Origin of the sequence: Dyadobacter sp. NIV53 (genome assembly GCF_019711195.1) — a bacterium.
Lineage (GTDB): Bacteria > Bacteroidota > Bacteroidia > Cytophagales > Spirosomataceae > Dyadobacter.
Genome location: NZ_CP081299.1, coordinates 4,841,256 through 4,858,470, shown reverse-complemented (window position 1 = coordinate 4,858,470; position 17,215 = coordinate 4,841,256). Strand labels below are relative to the sequence as shown.

12 protein-coding genes and 2 pseudogenes are annotated in these 17,215 nt (G+C 39.4%); 7 read left to right on the top strand and 7 right to left on the bottom strand.

The features are described 5' to 3' along the window. The first annotated feature begins 3 nt into the window (after positions 1–3). Genes KZC02_RS19965 through KZC02_RS19955 form a run of 3 tightly spaced genes read left to right on the top strand, consistent with a single transcriptional unit; the run spans position 4 to position 5,076 of the window. Complete coding sequence (locus KZC02_RS19965; RefSeq protein WP_221390308.1) at positions 4–573, top strand: condensin complex protein MksE; 570 nt, start codon at positions 4–6, stop codon at positions 571–573. After that, positions 557–4,225, top strand: coding sequence for an ATP-binding protein (locus tag KZC02_RS19960; RefSeq protein WP_221390307.1), 3,669 nt, complete (start codon positions 557–559; stop codon positions 4,223–4,225). The genes KZC02_RS19965 and KZC02_RS19960 overlap by 17 nt, the downstream gene beginning before the upstream one ends. Next, positions 4,222–5,076, top strand: coding sequence for a hypothetical protein (locus KZC02_RS19955; RefSeq protein ID WP_221390306.1), 855 nt, complete (start codon positions 4,222–4,224; stop codon positions 5,074–5,076). Before KZC02_RS19960 ends, KZC02_RS19955 begins: the two co-directional genes overlap by 4 nt. A 138-nt stretch (positions 5,077–5,214) precedes the next feature. Here KZC02_RS19955 and KZC02_RS19950 read toward each other — a convergent pair. Further along, a pseudogene (locus KZC02_RS19950) lies at positions 5,215–7,466 on the bottom strand (heavy metal translocating P-type ATPase). Positions 7,467–7,647: 181 nt separating this feature from the next. Then, positions 7,648–7,986, bottom strand: a complete 339-nt coding sequence (locus KZC02_RS19945; protein ID WP_221390305.1) for a tRNA-binding protein — start codon at positions 7,984–7,986, stop codon at positions 7,648–7,650. Between the two features lie 114 nt (positions 7,987–8,100). Between KZC02_RS19945 and KZC02_RS19940 the strand changes: the two genes are divergently transcribed. Then, positions 8,101–9,201 (top strand): lactonase family protein, encoded by a 1,101-nt coding sequence (locus KZC02_RS19940; protein WP_221390304.1) that lies wholly within the window; start codon positions 8,101–8,103, stop codon positions 9,199–9,201. A 200-nt stretch (positions 9,202–9,401) separates the two neighbouring features. Here the strand turns inward: KZC02_RS19940 and KZC02_RS19935 are convergent, their stop codons facing one another. Further along, on the bottom strand, positions 9,402–10,808 hold the full coding sequence (locus KZC02_RS19935) for a TlpA family protein disulfide reductase (RefSeq protein WP_221390303.1): 1,407 nt from the start codon (positions 10,806–10,808) through the stop codon (positions 9,402–9,404). 106 nt (positions 10,809–10,914) lie between these two features. Between KZC02_RS19935 and KZC02_RS32010 the strand changes: the two genes are divergently transcribed. Further along, the gene (locus KZC02_RS32010) at positions 10,915–11,256 is read left to right on the top strand and encodes a hypothetical protein (protein WP_229253689.1); all 342 of its coding nucleotides are present in this window, start codon (positions 10,915–10,917) and stop codon (positions 11,254–11,256) included. After that, positions 11,219–11,689, top strand: a complete 471-nt coding sequence (locus KZC02_RS32005) for a YdcF family protein (protein ID WP_229253688.1) — start codon at positions 11,219–11,221, stop codon at positions 11,687–11,689. The genes KZC02_RS32010 and KZC02_RS32005 overlap by 38 nt, the downstream gene beginning before the upstream one ends. A gap of 113 nt (positions 11,690–11,802) precedes the next feature. Here KZC02_RS32005 and pfkA read toward each other — a convergent pair whose 3' ends face one another. Continuing rightward, a complete protein-coding gene (gene pfkA / locus KZC02_RS19925) occupies positions 11,803–12,777 on the bottom strand; it encodes a 6-phosphofructokinase (RefSeq protein ID WP_221390302.1) in 975 nt (324 codons plus the stop codon). 316 nt (positions 12,778–13,093) lie between these two features. On the opposite strand from pfkA, the gene KZC02_RS19920 reads away from it, so the two are divergent. Next, positions 13,094–15,586 carry a YfhO family protein gene (locus KZC02_RS19920; RefSeq protein ID WP_221390301.1) on the top strand — a complete coding sequence of 831 codons (2,493 nt, stop codon included), beginning with the start codon at positions 13,094–13,096 and terminating at the stop codon, positions 15,584–15,586. Positions 15,587–15,830: 244 nt separating this feature from the next. Here KZC02_RS19920 and KZC02_RS19915 read toward each other — a convergent pair. From KZC02_RS19915 to KZC02_RS19905, 3 genes and pseudogenes are all read right to left on the bottom strand, one after another. Continuing rightward, positions 15,831–16,031: pseudogene (locus KZC02_RS19915) on the bottom strand (Uma2 family endonuclease); the annotation flags it as partial. Positions 16,032–16,043: 12 nt separating this feature from the next. Then, positions 16,044–16,253 carry a Uma2 family endonuclease gene (locus tag KZC02_RS19910; protein ID WP_221390300.1) on the bottom strand — a complete coding sequence of 70 codons (210 nt, stop codon included), beginning with the start codon at positions 16,251–16,253 and terminating at the stop codon, positions 16,044–16,046. 53 nt (positions 16,254–16,306) lie between these two features. After that, on the bottom strand, positions 16,307–17,164 hold the full coding sequence (locus KZC02_RS19905) for a prephenate dehydrogenase (protein ID WP_221390299.1): 858 nt from the start codon (positions 17,162–17,164) through the stop codon (positions 16,307–16,309). Positions 17,165–17,215 lie beyond the last annotated feature (51 nt).

The window sequence follows — 17,215 nt, the reverse complement described above, 5'->3', positions numbered from 1 at the left end:
AACATGCATTTACCCAAACAGACTTCCGACATATTCGAATTAATGAACAAGGGGCAGTTTATATGTTCCAATAGTACGGATGACAAGCTGCGAAAATTATATACGGTGATCGATGAAAACTTTGATGATCTATATGATTATTTTATCGCCATCAATTTCATTTTGGAAAAAGGTGACGAGTATTTCATGTTTACCAGAAAGGAGAATAAAACGGATCTGGAACGGAAACTGGAAGCCGCTTTCAAATGGATAGATATCCTGGATTTTTTCAAAACCTTTGATAATTCTTTTGGCTCAGGCTACCGGTTTTCACCATCCGATATTCTGGTAAAATTATCTGTTGATGCCGATTTAAAGATCAAACTGGAAGGCTTGAAAAAGTACACACCAGGAAAAGAAAAACACGCTGACATTATTGACAAGATCCTTGATATTCTGGAAAAAGACAATTTTATTGATCTTGAAAACGAAATATCCACTTCTTACAAAGCTCTTGCTTCTTTCAATTACATGGAGCAATTAATATTATCCATCAACATTCCCGAAACGGTAGTCAATGAGATTCCTGAATAAAATCATTTTTATTGAAAGTGCCAAAGTCAGATATGCCGAAGTGGCGATAGATGGAAATGTCCATTTTATTGGTACACAAGGAGTTGGAAAAAGCACAGCATTACGGGCGATTTTGTTTTTCTACAATGCCGATAAAATGAAACTGGGCATTGAAAAGAGTAAGGATTCTTTTGATGAATATTATTTTCCAAAAGGCAACTCCTCCATTATTTACGAAGTGATGCGCGAAACCGGCCCTTATTGCATTCTTGCGTACAAATCGCAGGGAAGAGCAAGTTTCCGGTTTCTGGACGGAGCCTTTAAAATGGAAAATTTTATAGATGAAAACAGGACACCAAGGGAATGGGAAAGTATCCGTAACAGCCTGACGCGTAATGGAAGCCATTATTCAAGAAAAATTGATCGCTATGAAGAATACCGCGACATTTTGTATGGAAACAACAAAGGCCTGGATTCGGAACTGAGGAAGTTTGCACTGATAGAAAGCCGCCAGTACCAGAATATTCCGCGTACTATTCAAAATGTATTTCTGAACTCCAAACTGGATGCCGAGTTTATCAAGCAAACCATCATTATGTCTCTGAATGAAGAAGATGTAAAGATCCCGCTTGACAATTACGACCTGCATCTCCGCAATTTTGACACGCAACTCGCCGATATTAACAAGTGGACTGAGAAAAATAAGGCGGGTGATATAACGGTAAGGAAGCAGGCTGAAAAAATTGCCCGATTACATGCGGAAATCAGGTTTTTAAATCAGGAAAAACAGGAAACTGCTATTCAGTTGTTTCAGACCTATGAAGGTGAGCAAAAGGATTTACCGGAACTGGAAAGACAATTATCAGGTGAAGAAGCTAAATTCCAGATATTGTCCAAAAAAGCCGGAGAACTTGCAGATAGATTTCAAACAAAAAGAGAAGATATCCAAAAAGTTATCAATTATCTGGACAGCGACCTGAAAAAGGCAAAACGTAAAGCAGATGAATATGAAAGATTAAACATAACCGGCATTATTCAACGCGTATCCAAAAAACAGGACTCGGAACGGGAACAAAAAAGATTACTGGACGAAAAGGAATTGCTTTCCTTAAAATTCAGGGAAATAAGCAATCGTTATGATGCACTGATAACGCAGCAGAATAATGCGCTTGCGGGTTTTGAGAATGAAATACAAGCCCGTAAACATGGATTGCAAACCTCATTACTACAATTTAAAAATGATATAAATGACCAATACAGGGCACTATTTGAGGAAATAAGAAAGCAGAATAAAATAGCGCTGGAAACTGCCTTGAATACGGTAGATCAAAAGAAAGAGGTTATTCAGGAACTGAAACTTCAAAAGCAAAAAGCGCAGTTAGAACGGTATTTTGAAAAAGAAACAGAGTTGGTGAAAGCTGAGATCGGCACGTTAGAACAAAAAATTAAAGCTGCTTCTGTAGATATTGCTGATTATAAAAAACAGGTAGAAACATACCAAAAGCAATGGGAACTGGATACGAAAAGGGAAGAACTTATTTTTGGCACAAAAGCAGGAAAACTAAAACAGGAAGCAGATCAGTTTGTAATGGCTATTGCTGCTATTGATATTAAACTGGCACAGGACAAAGATTCATTATACGGCTGGCTGAGCGACAATGTACCGGGCTGGGAATTGACAATAGGGAAGGTAATAGATGAAGAAAAAGTGTTGTTTCAAACCGGGCTTTCGCCGGAATTGGTATCGGGGAATGATTCCATGTTCGGTATTAAGATAGACCTGGATGAAATAAACAAAACAGTTAAAACAGTTGCTGATTATCAGCGTGAAAAATCTCAGGTTCAGAAAAAATCAGAAGCGAACAGTATTAGTCTGAATGCACTGAATGAGCAGAAAAAGGAGGACGCGGATAAGTTGAAAAGAAAATACCAGCCAAAAATAAAGGAACTGAAAGATGCAGGTTATCAGGCAGAATATGAGCTGGAAAAATCAAAAGATGATTTACAGAAAAATGAAGTAAACCTTACCGGATTAATAACAAAAGCCACAACCGAAAAAGCAAAAGTTATTCAGGAAATTGAGCAGGATCTGGTAATTGCAACAGAAGAATTATTGAAAGAACAGGCGCATTATAACAATATTGAATCGAATGTCCAGAAGCAAATAGATAACAAGGAGAAGGAACAGAAGAAAAAAGTATTTGCAGAAGAACAACTGATAGCAGAAAAAATTACAGAATTAAACGCTGAAATATTAACAAAAAAGAAACAAAGTGCTGAAAGGATAGCGGAGTTAAAACAACAGCAAAATGATGATCTGAAACGTGGCGGAGCTGAAACGGAACGTATTTCCGGAATTGATCATGCACTGGATAGCATTAAAAAAGAACTTGATTATATAGAAGCAAACAGGGATATAGTAGCGGAATACAATAAAGACAAACGCGAGCTTTTTGATAATGTGGACAGTTTTAAAGCAGACAAGAAACTGAAAGAAAGCCAGTTGGAAACAGAAAAGGAAAAATATGAATTGCAGCGAAAAAAATTAAAACTGGATATTGATAATTTAAATATTGTTCTGAATGGCTTGAAAAGCCGGATTTCCACTATTAAAGATGGCCTCAAAACTTTTGAAGAATTCCGGCTAACTGAAAATTACACAGAGATATCCATGTACAGTATTCAACTACAAAAACCTGTAAAAGACAGGCCGGACCTTAAAGCGCTGATTGATTTAATAAACGCTAAAATATATACCTTACAAAACCGGTTCAGCGAGTTGCAGGCAGCAGGAAATAAGTTTCTAAGTAATTTTTCTCCCAATAATATTTTTGATTTTAAAACAAACCTGAGTGACAGGGATGAATTTATAACGTTTGCCGAAATGCTATATGAATTTCTGGAAGAAGATAAAATTTCTCAATATGAAAAGCGTGTCAATGAGCGCTTTGCAACTTTAATCAGGCAAATTGGCAAGGAGACAACGGAACTGGTTTCCAAAGAAGGTGAGATTCAAAAAGTAATTACGGATATCAACGGTGATTTTGAAGATCGCAATTTTGCCGGTGTTATCAAAAGTATAAAATTACGGCTTTCCGGCAGTCAGAATAGAATTGTGACTTTGTTACTGGCCATCAAAAACTTCAATGACGAACATGCTTTAAGCCTTGGCGCAGCTAATTTGTTTTCAACGGTTGACAGCGATGTTCAAAATAAAAAGGCAATTGATCTGTTGAAAGATTTTGCAAAAGAAATCATGAACAGGAAAGAAAAAGAGATCAGCCTTTCCGATTCATTTGAATTGCAATTCCGCATTGTGGAAAATGATAACGACAGCGGCTGGGTTGAAAAACTTGCCAATGTGGGTTCGGAAGGAACAGATATTCTGGTGAAAGCGATGATCAATATTATGCTGCTGAATGTTTTTAAGGATAATGCATCCAGAAAATTTAAGGATTTCAGGCTGCATTGTATGATGGATGAAATTGGCAAATTGCATCCGAACAATGTCAAAGGAATTTTGAAATTTGCAAATGACCGGAATATATTACTTATCAATAGCTCTCCAACTTCTTATAATGCAAGCGATTACCGTTATACATATCTTTTATCCAAAGACAGCAGAAGTATTACCAATATCAAACGGCTTATTAAAAAAGGAACTGATTTATGACACTTCCCCTTCCATTGGCCGAAAAACTGCTTGTACTTGCACAAGGCGGACAGCTTTCGGCAAGTAGTGTAAAACATGCTTTCGTAAACGATTTAATTGCAGAAGGAATCATAACAGACAGGCGATCGGGACGTACCAAAAGTATGTTACATGTTACAAATTCGGCTGCATTAAGAGATTATTTACTTAATAAATTCTCAATTTCAGATTTACAGGAGTATATTGAAGTATTACGAAATGCAGAAATTACACGGGCAGCATTGGTGCAGGTTGCAGCGGATTCAAAAACGATTATCCGCAGAACGTTCAAAGGCTTTCTGGTAAATAGTTATGAACCGATTGATGCGTTTTTAAATAGCAGCTTTTTTAGTGTTAATCCTACACCTGGCATTTTCCAGTTTATTTATGATTTTGAAAAATTCATTCCTGCACCAGATGTGGTCATTATCGGAGTAGAAAATGCAGAGAATTTTTGCGCTATTGAGAAACAGCGTTACTTATTTCCAGATGTAAAAGCATTGTTTGTGAGCCGTTATCCGCAAGGCCAAAGCAAAGATCTGATCAGATGGCTGCAAAATATTCCTAACGGATACCGGCATTTTGGCGACTATGATTTTGCAGGAATCAATATCTATTTTCAGGAGTACAAAAAGCATTTAGGTAATAAAGCCTCATTTTTTATTCCTGAGAATATTGAACAGCTGATCGAAAAATATGGTAACCGAAAATTGTACGATCAGCAGCAGCTCAATGTTTCAGATGAGATTGAAGATAACGTTCAGTTGCTTATTTCGCTGCTTCATAAATACAAAAAAGGGCTTGAACAGGAAGCACTGATGATTGGCAGGTGATATTTTATAACTGGCTTCATTATTATTGCATTTTTACTAACCGTTCCAATGGAACGCCATTGCTTCAAAATCTGCTAAATTTTGCTACCGAAGAAACGTCCTTATGAAGTCGATTGCGTAACAATTAAAAATACATCTCTACAACTTCACACTCCGTAGCCTCAAACTGTTCGTCACAACAGATACTGAACTTAGAGCCATCGCAGCGCCTGCAATCATGGGATTTAAAAGAAAACCATTCAATGGAAACAGGATTCCGGCAGCAATCGGGATTCCTATTACGTTGTAAATAAAAGCCCAGAACAGATTTTGTTTGATCGTCGCTACTGTTTTTTTAGACAGTTTCAGTGCTTTGGGCAGTACCATTAAATCGGAAGTAATGAGAGTCATTTTGGCCACATCCATCGCAATATCTGAGCCTTTTCCCATTGCAATACTAACGTCAGCCTGCGCCAATGCCTGTGAATCATTTATTCCGTCGCCCACCATGGCAACAATTTTACCCTGCTCCTGTAATCTTTTCACAAACTGCATTTTATCATCAGGCTTCACTTCTGCATGATAATTTGCTATTCCTACTTGTCTGGCGACGGCTGCCGCGGTTTGTGCATTATCGCCGGTTAACATATATACTTCAATCCCCTGAGCCAAAAGTTGTTTGACAGCTTTGGCAGAAGTTGTTTTTAATGGATCAGCAATAGAAATAAGCGCAACCTGTACCCGATTTGCACTTACACCAATAACAGTTTGTGCCGCTTCACGCTGGATTCCGGCTAGTTTTTCTAATTCAGGATTTAGTTTTGCGCCTTCTTTTTCAAGAAATGAAAGTGTTCCTATCAAATATTCGTTCCCATTTATAGTTCCTTTGATTCCGTTACCCGTTACTGATTCAAATTTTTCAATTTTCCCCACATTAATTTCCACGGCATAATTTATGATCGCCTGAGCCAATGGATGTTCCGAACGTGATTCCAAAAGCCTGATGGCAGCTGCATGCTGGTCTTTATTAGTCAGGTCATCAATCCATTTCCAGTTTGTTACCTGCGGATGGCCCTGGGTAAGTGTACCTGTTTTATCCAGAATTACTACATTTACCTCCTGCGCTTTTTCCAGACTTTCTGCATCACGGATAAGGATATTATTTTCAGCGCCTTTTCCTACTCCGACCATAATAGCTGTTGGAGTGGCTAGCCCCAGAGCACAGGGACAGGCAATCACCAGAACAGAAACGGATGCTAAAAGCGCGTGTGTCAATGCATTTTCTCCGCCAAAAAACATCCAGATAATGAACGTGAGTACTGCAATTCCTATGACAACAGGAACAAATATTCCTGCAATTTTATCAACCAAACGCTGTACCGGTGCTTTACTTCCCTGTGCTGCCTGAACAGTTTTAATGATCTGTGCCAGAACGGTATTCTTTCCAATTTTTTCAGCTGTAAAAGTGAAACTTCCCTGTTGGTTGATCGTTCCCGCAAAAACCTGAGATCCTGCTTTTTTTCAGCAGCAACTGGCTCACCGGTCATCAGGCTTTCATCCACATACGAACTCCCGCTTATCACTTTTCCATCCACCGGGATTTTTTCTCCAGAACGGATTATAATCTCATCATATAGCAAAACGTCTTTAACCGGAATTTCAATTTCATTTTTATCCCGGATTATTCTAACGGTTTTAGGCTGTAAACCAATCAGTTTTTTCAATGCTCCGGATGTATTTGTCTTGGCTTTTTCTTCCAGTAACTTTCCCAACAAAATAAAGAAAATAATTACCGCAGCTGCTTCAAAATACACATGAGCGTGAAGTCTTCTGGTATGCCAAAACTCAGGATAAAACGTATTAAATGTACTGAACAGAAAAGCTATTCCGGTGCTTAAAGCCACCAGCGTATCCATGTTGGACCTGCCATGTTTCGCCTGTTTCCATGCATTGATAAAAAAATCCTGTCCAAAAAAGAACAATATAGGAGCCGTTAAAGCCAGCATAATATAATTGCTGTATCGCGCTGAAACATCCGGTTGATCCATAAAGAACATACCGGTCAATACAACCGGAACGGCAAGTATTCCTGTCCATATTGTTTTCTTTTTTAAGCTGTTGTAATGCTCGAACTGTATTTTTTCCTGCTCAGCTATTACTTCATCTTCGTCATCGTTGATAATAAATCCGTATCCAACTCCTTGTAAAACCTTATCTAAAGACTGCAAATCTGTCGACTTAGGATCAAAATCTACCCACGCTGACTGGTTGGCATAATTCACACCTGCGTCTGTCACACCTTGCGTGCTCTTAAGCATTGATTCCACACTCACTGCACAGGCTGCACAGGACATTCCGGTTACGGGAAGTGTAACTTTTTTGGTATTGATAGCTTTATTTTCCGTTTCCATCTTATTTCTGAAATACTGTACACAAAGATACAACCTCATGAAGCAGGCTACATTACAGAATTACTACCCGACTTTACAAGATTACAGGATGAATTAAGAACTGGACTTGTCTTTTTTTGACAGGATTAACAGGATTTAGGGTAAACCTGCGAATTAGAAAATATAGAACACTTTTAAATGGTTAGGCCAGCCTGGTTCCGTTGGCTACTGCAAAATCCGGACTGGCGAGAATTACTTCACCATCAGGCAGAATAAAACCGGTTGTTAGTACTTCGGATTTAAAATCAGCAATTTGCTTTACCGGAAAGTTGACAACACACAAAACCTGTTTGTTCAGCAAATCGTCTTTTGTATAACGCGCAGTAATTTGGGCAGAACTTTGTTTGATTCCAATTTCTTCCCCCAGATCAATCCAGAGCTTAAATGCGGGTTTTCTTGCTTTCGGAAAATCTTCAACGCGAATGATCGTTCCGGCCCTAAGGTCCACATTTTCAAAATCCTGCCAGGAGATGGTATTCATAAATTTTCGGGTTTGATAAAATTTTCCGGACGAGTAATAAATTGATTTTACATTATAATTCTTCAAGGCTTTACTTTACCTGAAGTCGATTATCCCGTAAGTTAAACCTACCGTATGAAAAAGCTTAGCATTTCAGTGATTATTCTTGTCTGTACTGTCTTTTTTTCCTTGCAAAACAAAACCATTCCTTTTTACATTGGTTCACAGGATAAAGGCCTCAACTCTTCCATATCATTGTGTGAACTGGATCTGTCAACCGGAAAAATTACCCTGGTTGATACTTTTAACAACTGCACAGCGCCGGGTTATGTGAGTATTTCTCCGGACAAAAAGAATTTGTATGCCATTTCGAGTGATAACAAAATCAATGCTTTTGCTATTGGCGCAGACAAAAAATTAAATTACCTGAACAGCCAGCCATCCGAAGGTTCGGGGCCATGCCATGTTTCTGTTGATCCTTCCGGCAAAATGGTTTTTGCTTCCAATTACGGTGACGGAAGTTTTGCAGCTTATACTTTGCAGGCAGGTGGAAAACTCAATTCTGCAACATATAAAGAACAATTTACGGGAAGCGGGCCCAATACAAAACGGCAGGAAAAAGCACATGCACACTTTGCGGGTACGAGTCCGGATGGAAAATATGTATATGTGGTAGACCTGGGGAGTGATAAGATTATGAATTATACATTGGATGCAAAATCCGGAAAACTTACACCAAATCCGGCACAGCCATTTTTCAGTGCAAAACCTGGATCAGGGCCGAGGCATTTTATTTTTCATCCAAACGGAAGGTCATTATTCTTACTCAATGAACTGGAAGCCACATTAACTTCCTGTTCGGTTGATAAAAAAGGCGTTATTACCAGTCTGGAAACTTATTCAACATTACCGGCGGATTTTGCAGGAAATAATACGAGTGCAGCTATTCATTTGCATCCGAACGGAAAGTTTGTTTATGTTTCCAACCGCGGGCATAATTCCATCAGCGCATTTAAAATCCTGGATGGCGGAAAGCTGGAAAAAGTAGACGAAATCACAAAATCAGTTTCCGTACCTCGTGATTTCAACATTGATCCTACCGGAAAATATATGATCGTTGCCAATCAGGATAAAGATAATCTGGTGGTTTATACGATCGATCCGCAAACTGGTAAGCTCACTTTCCTGCATGAAAGCATTTCTGTCAAAGCACCAATTTGTGTGGCATTTTTATAAAAAAGGAGTATTTCCTAAGTACTGTCACACTGAGCGGGGTCAAAGTGCAGGCGACCAAGCTAGAATCACTATAGCCCGCACTTCCACCGCGCGGCAGGCCGTAAGCTCAGGGTGGCAGCATTTTGGCTTTTTAAGGCAATATGTTTTTTATTTAATTTTAATAATCAAATAATTACTATTTCATTTACTTAAAATCAAATCTATATCTTCTTAGCCATTCTGTTCTGATAGTAGTTCAGGAAATCTTCCAGCTGTTCGACCGGCATTTTTCTTGCAATGATTTTCTTGTTTTTATCCAAAACATAAATAGTAGGCGTTGTCACAACATCATACCTTTTATTAAAGTCAATTTCATTTAAGGTGTCAAACCCATTGATCAAACCTTCCAAATGATAAGTTGTTACAAATGATTTCCATTCCGCTAAATTATGCTCCGTGGATATGGCCATCACTTTGATACCATTAGCCTTATTTTTTTCATAAAACGCTACAAGTTTTGGTGACGCTTCTTTGCAGTGCCCGCAAGTGGGTGCATAAAAGAATAAAACCATATAATTTGCTGCAACCGTTTTGAGATCTACTTTCTTGCCGGTCGGATCGGTAAGTGTGAGAGCAGGGAAGGTCTTATTTACAAGCAGATATTTCATTGTATTGACCTTTTCCGCTATACGTTTTTTTACATCTTCCGAAACACCCATATCGCCCGACAGGTAATATTTCTCAGCCATATGCACCCAAAGTCCCTCCGTACCAACAGTTTTTGGATTTTCGTACTGATTCGTAATATAATAAGCCACATACGATTTTACTTCTTTATTACCAGCCGTTTTGTTCACCAGCCAATCTGCATCCTTGATCAGAGAATCAGGAGTCTGTACAACCAGGTTTTTAAAATAACGGTCCAGTCTGGGTTCCAAAAACGGTGTGTTTAGTATCCGTCCGTCAGAAAAATCGAAACCATCCCAGTAATGTGCTTTGTAATAATTAAAAACCCACATTGAATCTGTTTTTCCGCCAGCCATTTTTGGAGCAGCCGGAATCTCCGGATCCGCTGACATTTTTAACAATTTGCTGGTAAATGCTTCCGGATTATCAGCTAAAAATTTCAGACGATAAGATTTAAATTCTTCCTGGGCCGCTGTAAGTTTATTCTGAGAATCCGCGTTTTTTTCGGTTTTAATAACCTCAATCTGCTTTGCCTTATTTTTCAACTCGTTCTGATACGTATAAAACAGTTCGTTCTCCCTTGAACCCGTGACCTTCATGTGCCCGATTATATCCGAAGTATCCGTAGCTACCGAAAAATGGTCTTCCTTCCCTGAATAAACCAGCTCGATCCAACGCTGATTGCCCGGTAATAAAATCACATAAAGCCCGCCCGGAAGGCTGGTTTCACCTTTGAATACCATGTTCCCGCTTGCATCTGCCCTGGCTGTATCCTTTGGAATAAATTGTGTGCTGTTTTTACTATAATGCCCCAGTATCAGTGAAGAATCCCTTACCCCTGTTATTTTAGCCCCAATCTCATAGCCCTGGCCGAAGCTGGCTGCAAGAAACCCACATGTTATAGTTATTGATAAGACTGCTATCCGGATATAATATTTCATCAGAAAAAACCTTTTTTGCGTGTGACTGTTTAATTAAATATTTCAACCTTTACCTTTCAGACAAAATTAACTTCAAAACGACAACTTCTGTCAGGTTCTTATTCAAATGTTTTATTTTCTATCTAAAGCCATTGATTTTTTGGTAATGCCGTTCAGTATTTTCCTCATTTTATCCTTTTGTGCTTTTTATATTAAAAACTACAAAAGAAAGAAACTGCTGCTCATACTCTCCTTTACCTGGCTGATTCTGATATCAAATTCTTTCCTGGTGAACAAGGCTTTTAACTGGTGGGAATTTAAATATATGAACATGAATGATCTGCAAAAAACCTACGACGTCGGTGTTGTATTTGCGGGAGGCATGATAAGCGTTCCTTCCCTTAAAGCAGACCATCCGGTAATGGGAATTCATGCGGACCGGTTTGCTGGAAGCATTTTTGCTTTATAAAGCCGGAAAAATAAAAAAGATATTAATCTCAGGTACCAGTCAGCCTTATCTGATGGCCGCAAAAAAAGGAGAAACCCGGCTTGCTGCGCAGTTGTTACTGGATTGGGGCGTTAAAGCCGGCGATATCATTTATGAGGAACGATCAAGAAACACGCGTGAAAACGCAATCTTTTCTGCCAGAATATTAAGGTCAAAATTTCCCGGAGGTAAATATCTCCTGATCACATCTGCTTTTCACATGCGAAGATCTTTGGGATGTTTGGCAAAAGTCAATATTGATGCAGATGCATTTCCGGCAGATTTCTATGGAGGAGAGTATCCTTTGGATTTTCAATTCCTGTTTGTACCCAATTCCAATGCATTAGCTTATTTTGATCTGCTTTGGCACGAATGGACCGGTTATATCATGTACAAACTTGTAGGCTACTCCTGACGAATAGTCATGGATATAATCATTTTCAAATGATTAGTTATCCCTGACTATTATACCATTCCCTATCGGAATGGTTTCTGAAGTTTAACATTGAATTAGGTTACCAGCAATTATCAGACACTCAGAATTTTTACCATTCTCAGTAAATCCTCGTTGATTGGCTTGGGAAGACGGATCGTGTCTTCAAAAGGAGTGTATACCAAATCGTTGTTGATGATACCTGCCATAACATTTTTCTGGCCGGCAATTAAGCCTTCTAAGGCGCCCAATCCCAAACGGCTCGCCAGTATACGGTCATATGCTGATGGCGGCCCTCCGCGTTGTGTATGTCCCAGGGTCGTTACCCTGATATCTGCATCTTCATCTACCTGTGCTTTGATCTTTTCGGCAACCTCGGCAGCACTGCCTTCTTCATCACCTTCTGCCACGATAATGATAGAAGAAGATTTGGAACGGCTCCATCCCTGTTTCAGTGTTTCCACTACTTCCGAAATTGGCGTTAGCACTTCCGGTACCATTACCAGTTCAGCGCCACCGGCAATACCCGACTGTACAGCAATATAACCCGAGTCACGGCCCATTACTTCAATAAAAAATATACGGTCATGAGAACTCGCAGTATCACGGATTCTGTCAATTGCGTCCAATGCAGTGTTTACAGCCGTATCAAATCCAATGGTGTAGTCAGTACCATACAAATCATTATCAATCGTTCCCGGAGCTCCGACAGTAGGAATGCCATATTCGTTTCCGAAAATCATTGCACCTGTAAAGGTTCCGTTTCCACCAATTGCTACCAGTCCTTCAATACCATGCTCCTGCAAATTGTCGTAAGCCTTTTTTCTGCCTTCGGGCGTCATAAATTCTTTGCTGCGGGCAGATTTTAAAATTGTACCCCCTCTTTGAATAATATTGCTAACCGAGTAAGACTCCATTTTGTACAAGTCACCGGCAATCATCCCACTATATCCTCTCCTGATTCCGAAAACCTCAATTCCATGATAAACAGCCCCTCTGACGACAGCTCTGACACACGCGTTCATGCCCGGTGCGTCTCCTCCTGAGGTAAAAACTCCAATTCTCTTCATTTATTTTTGGGATTACTTCTATTCGATCTCTTAACAGTTCATTTTAACCTTAAAGGCACAATTTCCGCAAATTTATCTGGTATTTTCATAAAATATACGACCTATTTCTTAATTCTATCAAAAAAATACCAAAACAAGATTCAAAATTAGCATCCCAAACTTATATCAATACTTCTATATTTGCGCTTGTTAATGAAAATTTAATATTTATTAACAGGCCGTTCAGCCAGGTTTTCCTGATTGAAAAGTCATATTTGTAAAAAATACCGGGATTATCCAACCCAATTAAAAATACAATAAGCTTAACATTAACAAAATGAAAAATTTGATTTCCTGGCAACGTATCTGGCCTCATTTGATTGCAGTTATTGGCTTCATGGCTTTAGCTGTCATCTATGTTTCTCCTGTTTTGCAAGGCAAAAAATTAAATATGCACGACGATAAGCAAGCTAAAGCAGCTGCCCGGGAAATAGTAACCTATCATGATAAAACAGGTGAATGGTCACAATGGACCAACGGAATGTTTGCGGGAATGCCCGCATATCTGATCGCAGGGGATTACCCTACCAGTATTTCAACAAAGGCTGGGCAGATGATGAACAAAATTTTACCTGCCCCGGCCAATTACCTTCTGATCGGCATGGTGAGCGCTTATGTGCTCTTTCTGGTGATCGGAGCCGGAGGATGGCTGGCTTCACTGGGTGCAATTGCTTTTGCCTTTTCGTCTTTTAATGTCATCAATCTGGAAGCCGGGCACGTTTCCCAGGTAATTGCTATCATGTATGCACCAGGCGTGTTGGCCGGAGTATTGCTGGCATTCAGAAAGCACTGGCTGGCCGGTGCCGCACTTACCGCATTATTTTTGTCTCTTGAATTGTATGCTAATCACGTTCAGATCACCTATTATCTGGGTGTTGGTGTTGTCGTTCTGGTGATAGTAGAAAGTATTTCTTTCATCAAAAAAGGACAGGCCAAACAGCTCACTTTTATTCTTGCCGGACTCTTTTTTGCTGCGTTAATAGCCGTTGGGACACATACAACAAGGCTTTGGAACGCTTATGATTATACCAAAGAAACCATCCGCGGCAAATCAGAACTTAGCCCGGTTAAAAACGCAGCAACAGCAACACCAGCTGGTGACGGATTGGGTAAAGAATATGCATTTGAATACAGTTACGGTATTGGTGAAATACTTACGCTAATTGTCCCTAACGCTTATGGCGGAGCCACCTATGGCCCGGTTGGTACTTCGTCAGAAACATATAAAACACTGACAGGCAAAGGCGTTGATCCTGCAATGGCGCAAAGTTTTATTAAACAGTTACCGCTTTACTGGGGCAGCCAGCCTATTATGGGCGGACCAAATTATGTAGGAGCGATAGTATTCTTTCTTTTTGTTTTGGGAATATTTATCATTAAAAATCCGCTGAAATACTGGGCCGTTGGAGTCTTTGCCTTATACATTATATGGGCATGGGGAAAAAGCCTGGCCGGGATCAACTATTTGTTTTTCGACTACTTCCCGATGTTCAACAAGTTCAGGGCTATGACGATGGTTGTATCGCTTGCCCAGTTGCTGATGGTATTTCTTGGCATCCTCGCACTGATTAAAGTTGTTCAGAGAAAAATCAGCTGGAAAGAATTTCAACGTCCTTTTCTGACCACTCTGGCTATAACTGGTGGCCTGATGCTGATATTAGCCATAATACCAACACTGTTTTTTAGTTTCCAGTCTGCCAATGACCCTCAGAATGTTGAAAATTTCACACAGGCAACCCAGAGTAAAGAATTTGCTCAGGAAATAGTGAATTCCATTGTGAAGGACCGTGCAGGAATGATGCAGGCTGATGCATTCAGAAGCCTGGTTTTTATTCTTTTAGCAGCTGCCCTGATCTGGCTTTGGATGAAAGAAAAAATTAAACCAGTGCTACTTTACGGTGCCTTTATAGTACTCATGATATTCGATTTATTCGGTGTAGATAAACGTTATCTGAATGATGAGGATTTTGTAAGCAATTATGCTGCCCAGGGTGACACAACACCGTCCGCGGCCGATGAGCAGATATTGAGGGATACTGATCCGGATTTTAAAGTATTGGACGCTTCTACTTCTCCATTTCAAAGTGCGGATGCATCTTATTTCCACAAATCTTTAGGTGGTTACCATGGTGCTAAACTGCGTCGTTATCAGGAATTATTTGAACGTCAGATCGCGAAACAAAATCCAAATCCGGGTATTCTTGATATGCTGAATACCAAGTATGTGATCACGATGGACCAGCAAAATAATAAAGTTGCAATTCAGCAGCCGGGAGCATTCGGGAATGCATGGTTTGTAAAAAGCTATAAAATAGTTCCCAATGCCGATGCTGAAATGGCCGCCCTGGATTCACTGCAACCAAAAGATGAAGCCGTTTTAGACCAGAAATTTGCTGAAAACCTGAAAGGACTGACTTTAAATACGGATTCTACGGCAACGATTAAGCTCACCAGCTATAAACCAAATGAACTGAATTACGAAAGCAATTCTAAAAGTGAAGGTTTGGCGGTATTTTCTGAAATTTATTACAATGTACGTAATGAGTGGAAGGTAACGATTGATGGGAAACCGGCTGATATGTTAAGGGCCAATTACGTTCTTCGTGCTTTAAGGGTTCCGGCCGGAAAACATGCTATTGTCTTCAAATTTGAGCCTGTTTCCGTTGCCACGGGTCATACTATAGATTTGATCAGTTCTGTACTTCTGGTCGCTTTAATAGCCGGTGCATGTGTGGCAGAGGCTAAATCAAAAAAGAATCCGGAGGTGTAATCAACAGCAAAATGATTTAAATCAACGGCTATTGAAAAATGAAAATATATCTTGACAAAATGAATTGCTCTCATAGTAAAAATTGGGGCAATTCATTTTAAAACCATACATCCAGCAAAAAGTCTTTCAAAACCTCTTCGCCACTTAATTTAATTGACTTTCCTTTCTTTACTTCCACAGAACCATCAGCCCGGTAAATGTATACTTGTTTATGAACCCGGTCAATAAGCCAGCCCAGGCTACATCAGTTGGATATGTATTCTTCCATTTTATTTTTCAGGTCAGAAAGGCTGTCGCTTAAAGACATTACTTCAACTACTAAATCCGGGCTAACAGGTGCAAACTTTTTTCGGTCAGTTTCTGAAAGGTCTTCCCATTTAGTTTTATTAATCCAGGAAACGTCCGGGGAACGTACTGCACCATTTTTTAATGTAAATCCAGCAGATGAATCGAAGACTTAACCTGCCTTAGTTTTACGATTCCAAATTCCTAACTCAAACCCGAATTCAAAATTATAATTACCTGTATCTGATCCTGTTGGTGCCATAGCAATAATATTACCTTCTTTATCCCTTTCCAGGAATAATTGTGAATTAGCCTGACAGAGGTCAAAGAACATCTCATCAGTAAGGCCTGCGACTGAACGTATTTTTAATGGCAGTTCCATAACATTGTTAGATAACGTTTATGAAATTTAACAATTAAGATCAACCATTGATTTTATTTCTTCTCAATACCTGCTAATATCCTGCCAATATCATTAGCCCGGTTCATGAAAGACAGACTGGTATCTAAATCCTTGTTATCAATCGCATCTTTGAATTTTTTCAAAAGCTCAATATAATCTCCGAGCGCTTTGGAAACATTGGCTTTATTCTGGTCAAAAATAGGAGCCCACATCTGAGGCGAACTTTTAGCCAGACGAACTGTGGAAGAAAAACCGGTACTGGCCATATCGAATATCGCCTTTTCGTCTTTTTCTTTATCTAAAACAGTAAGCCCAAGTGCAAACGAGCTGATATGGCTCAAATGCGAAACATAAGCCAAATGCAGGTCATGTTCTACGGGAGTCATATAATGTATCTTCATACCCACATCCCGAAGAAAAACTTCAACCAGGCCCAACGAATCGGGATGACTTTTTTCTTTGTCACAAATAATTACATTTTTATTAATCAAGAGCTCTTTAAAGGCAGCGCCGGGACCCGAATTTTCAATACCCGACATAGGATGAACTGCTACAAACTGGCTTCTGTTCAGATGATTATCAACCAACTGGCAAATCTGTTCTTTAGTAGAACCCAGATCCATAATTGTTTTACCTGCGGGAATATTGTCCAGCATATAAGGCAACATGGTCGTGATCACATCAACCGGTGTTGCCAATACATTGAGTTCTGCAATTTTGAGGGCTTCTTCAAGAGAAGTGATCTCATCCACAATTCCTTTTGCTAACGCAATTTTCTGGTTTACAACAGAATTATCGACACCAATAAATTTAATATGCGGATACTTCTCTTTAAGCCCTAATGCAAACGAACCACCCAAAAGACCAACTCCTATAATACTAATAATCATTTTTCAGCAATTTTTAAAGCTGCTAGCTAATAGCTGTTAGCTCTGTTTCAT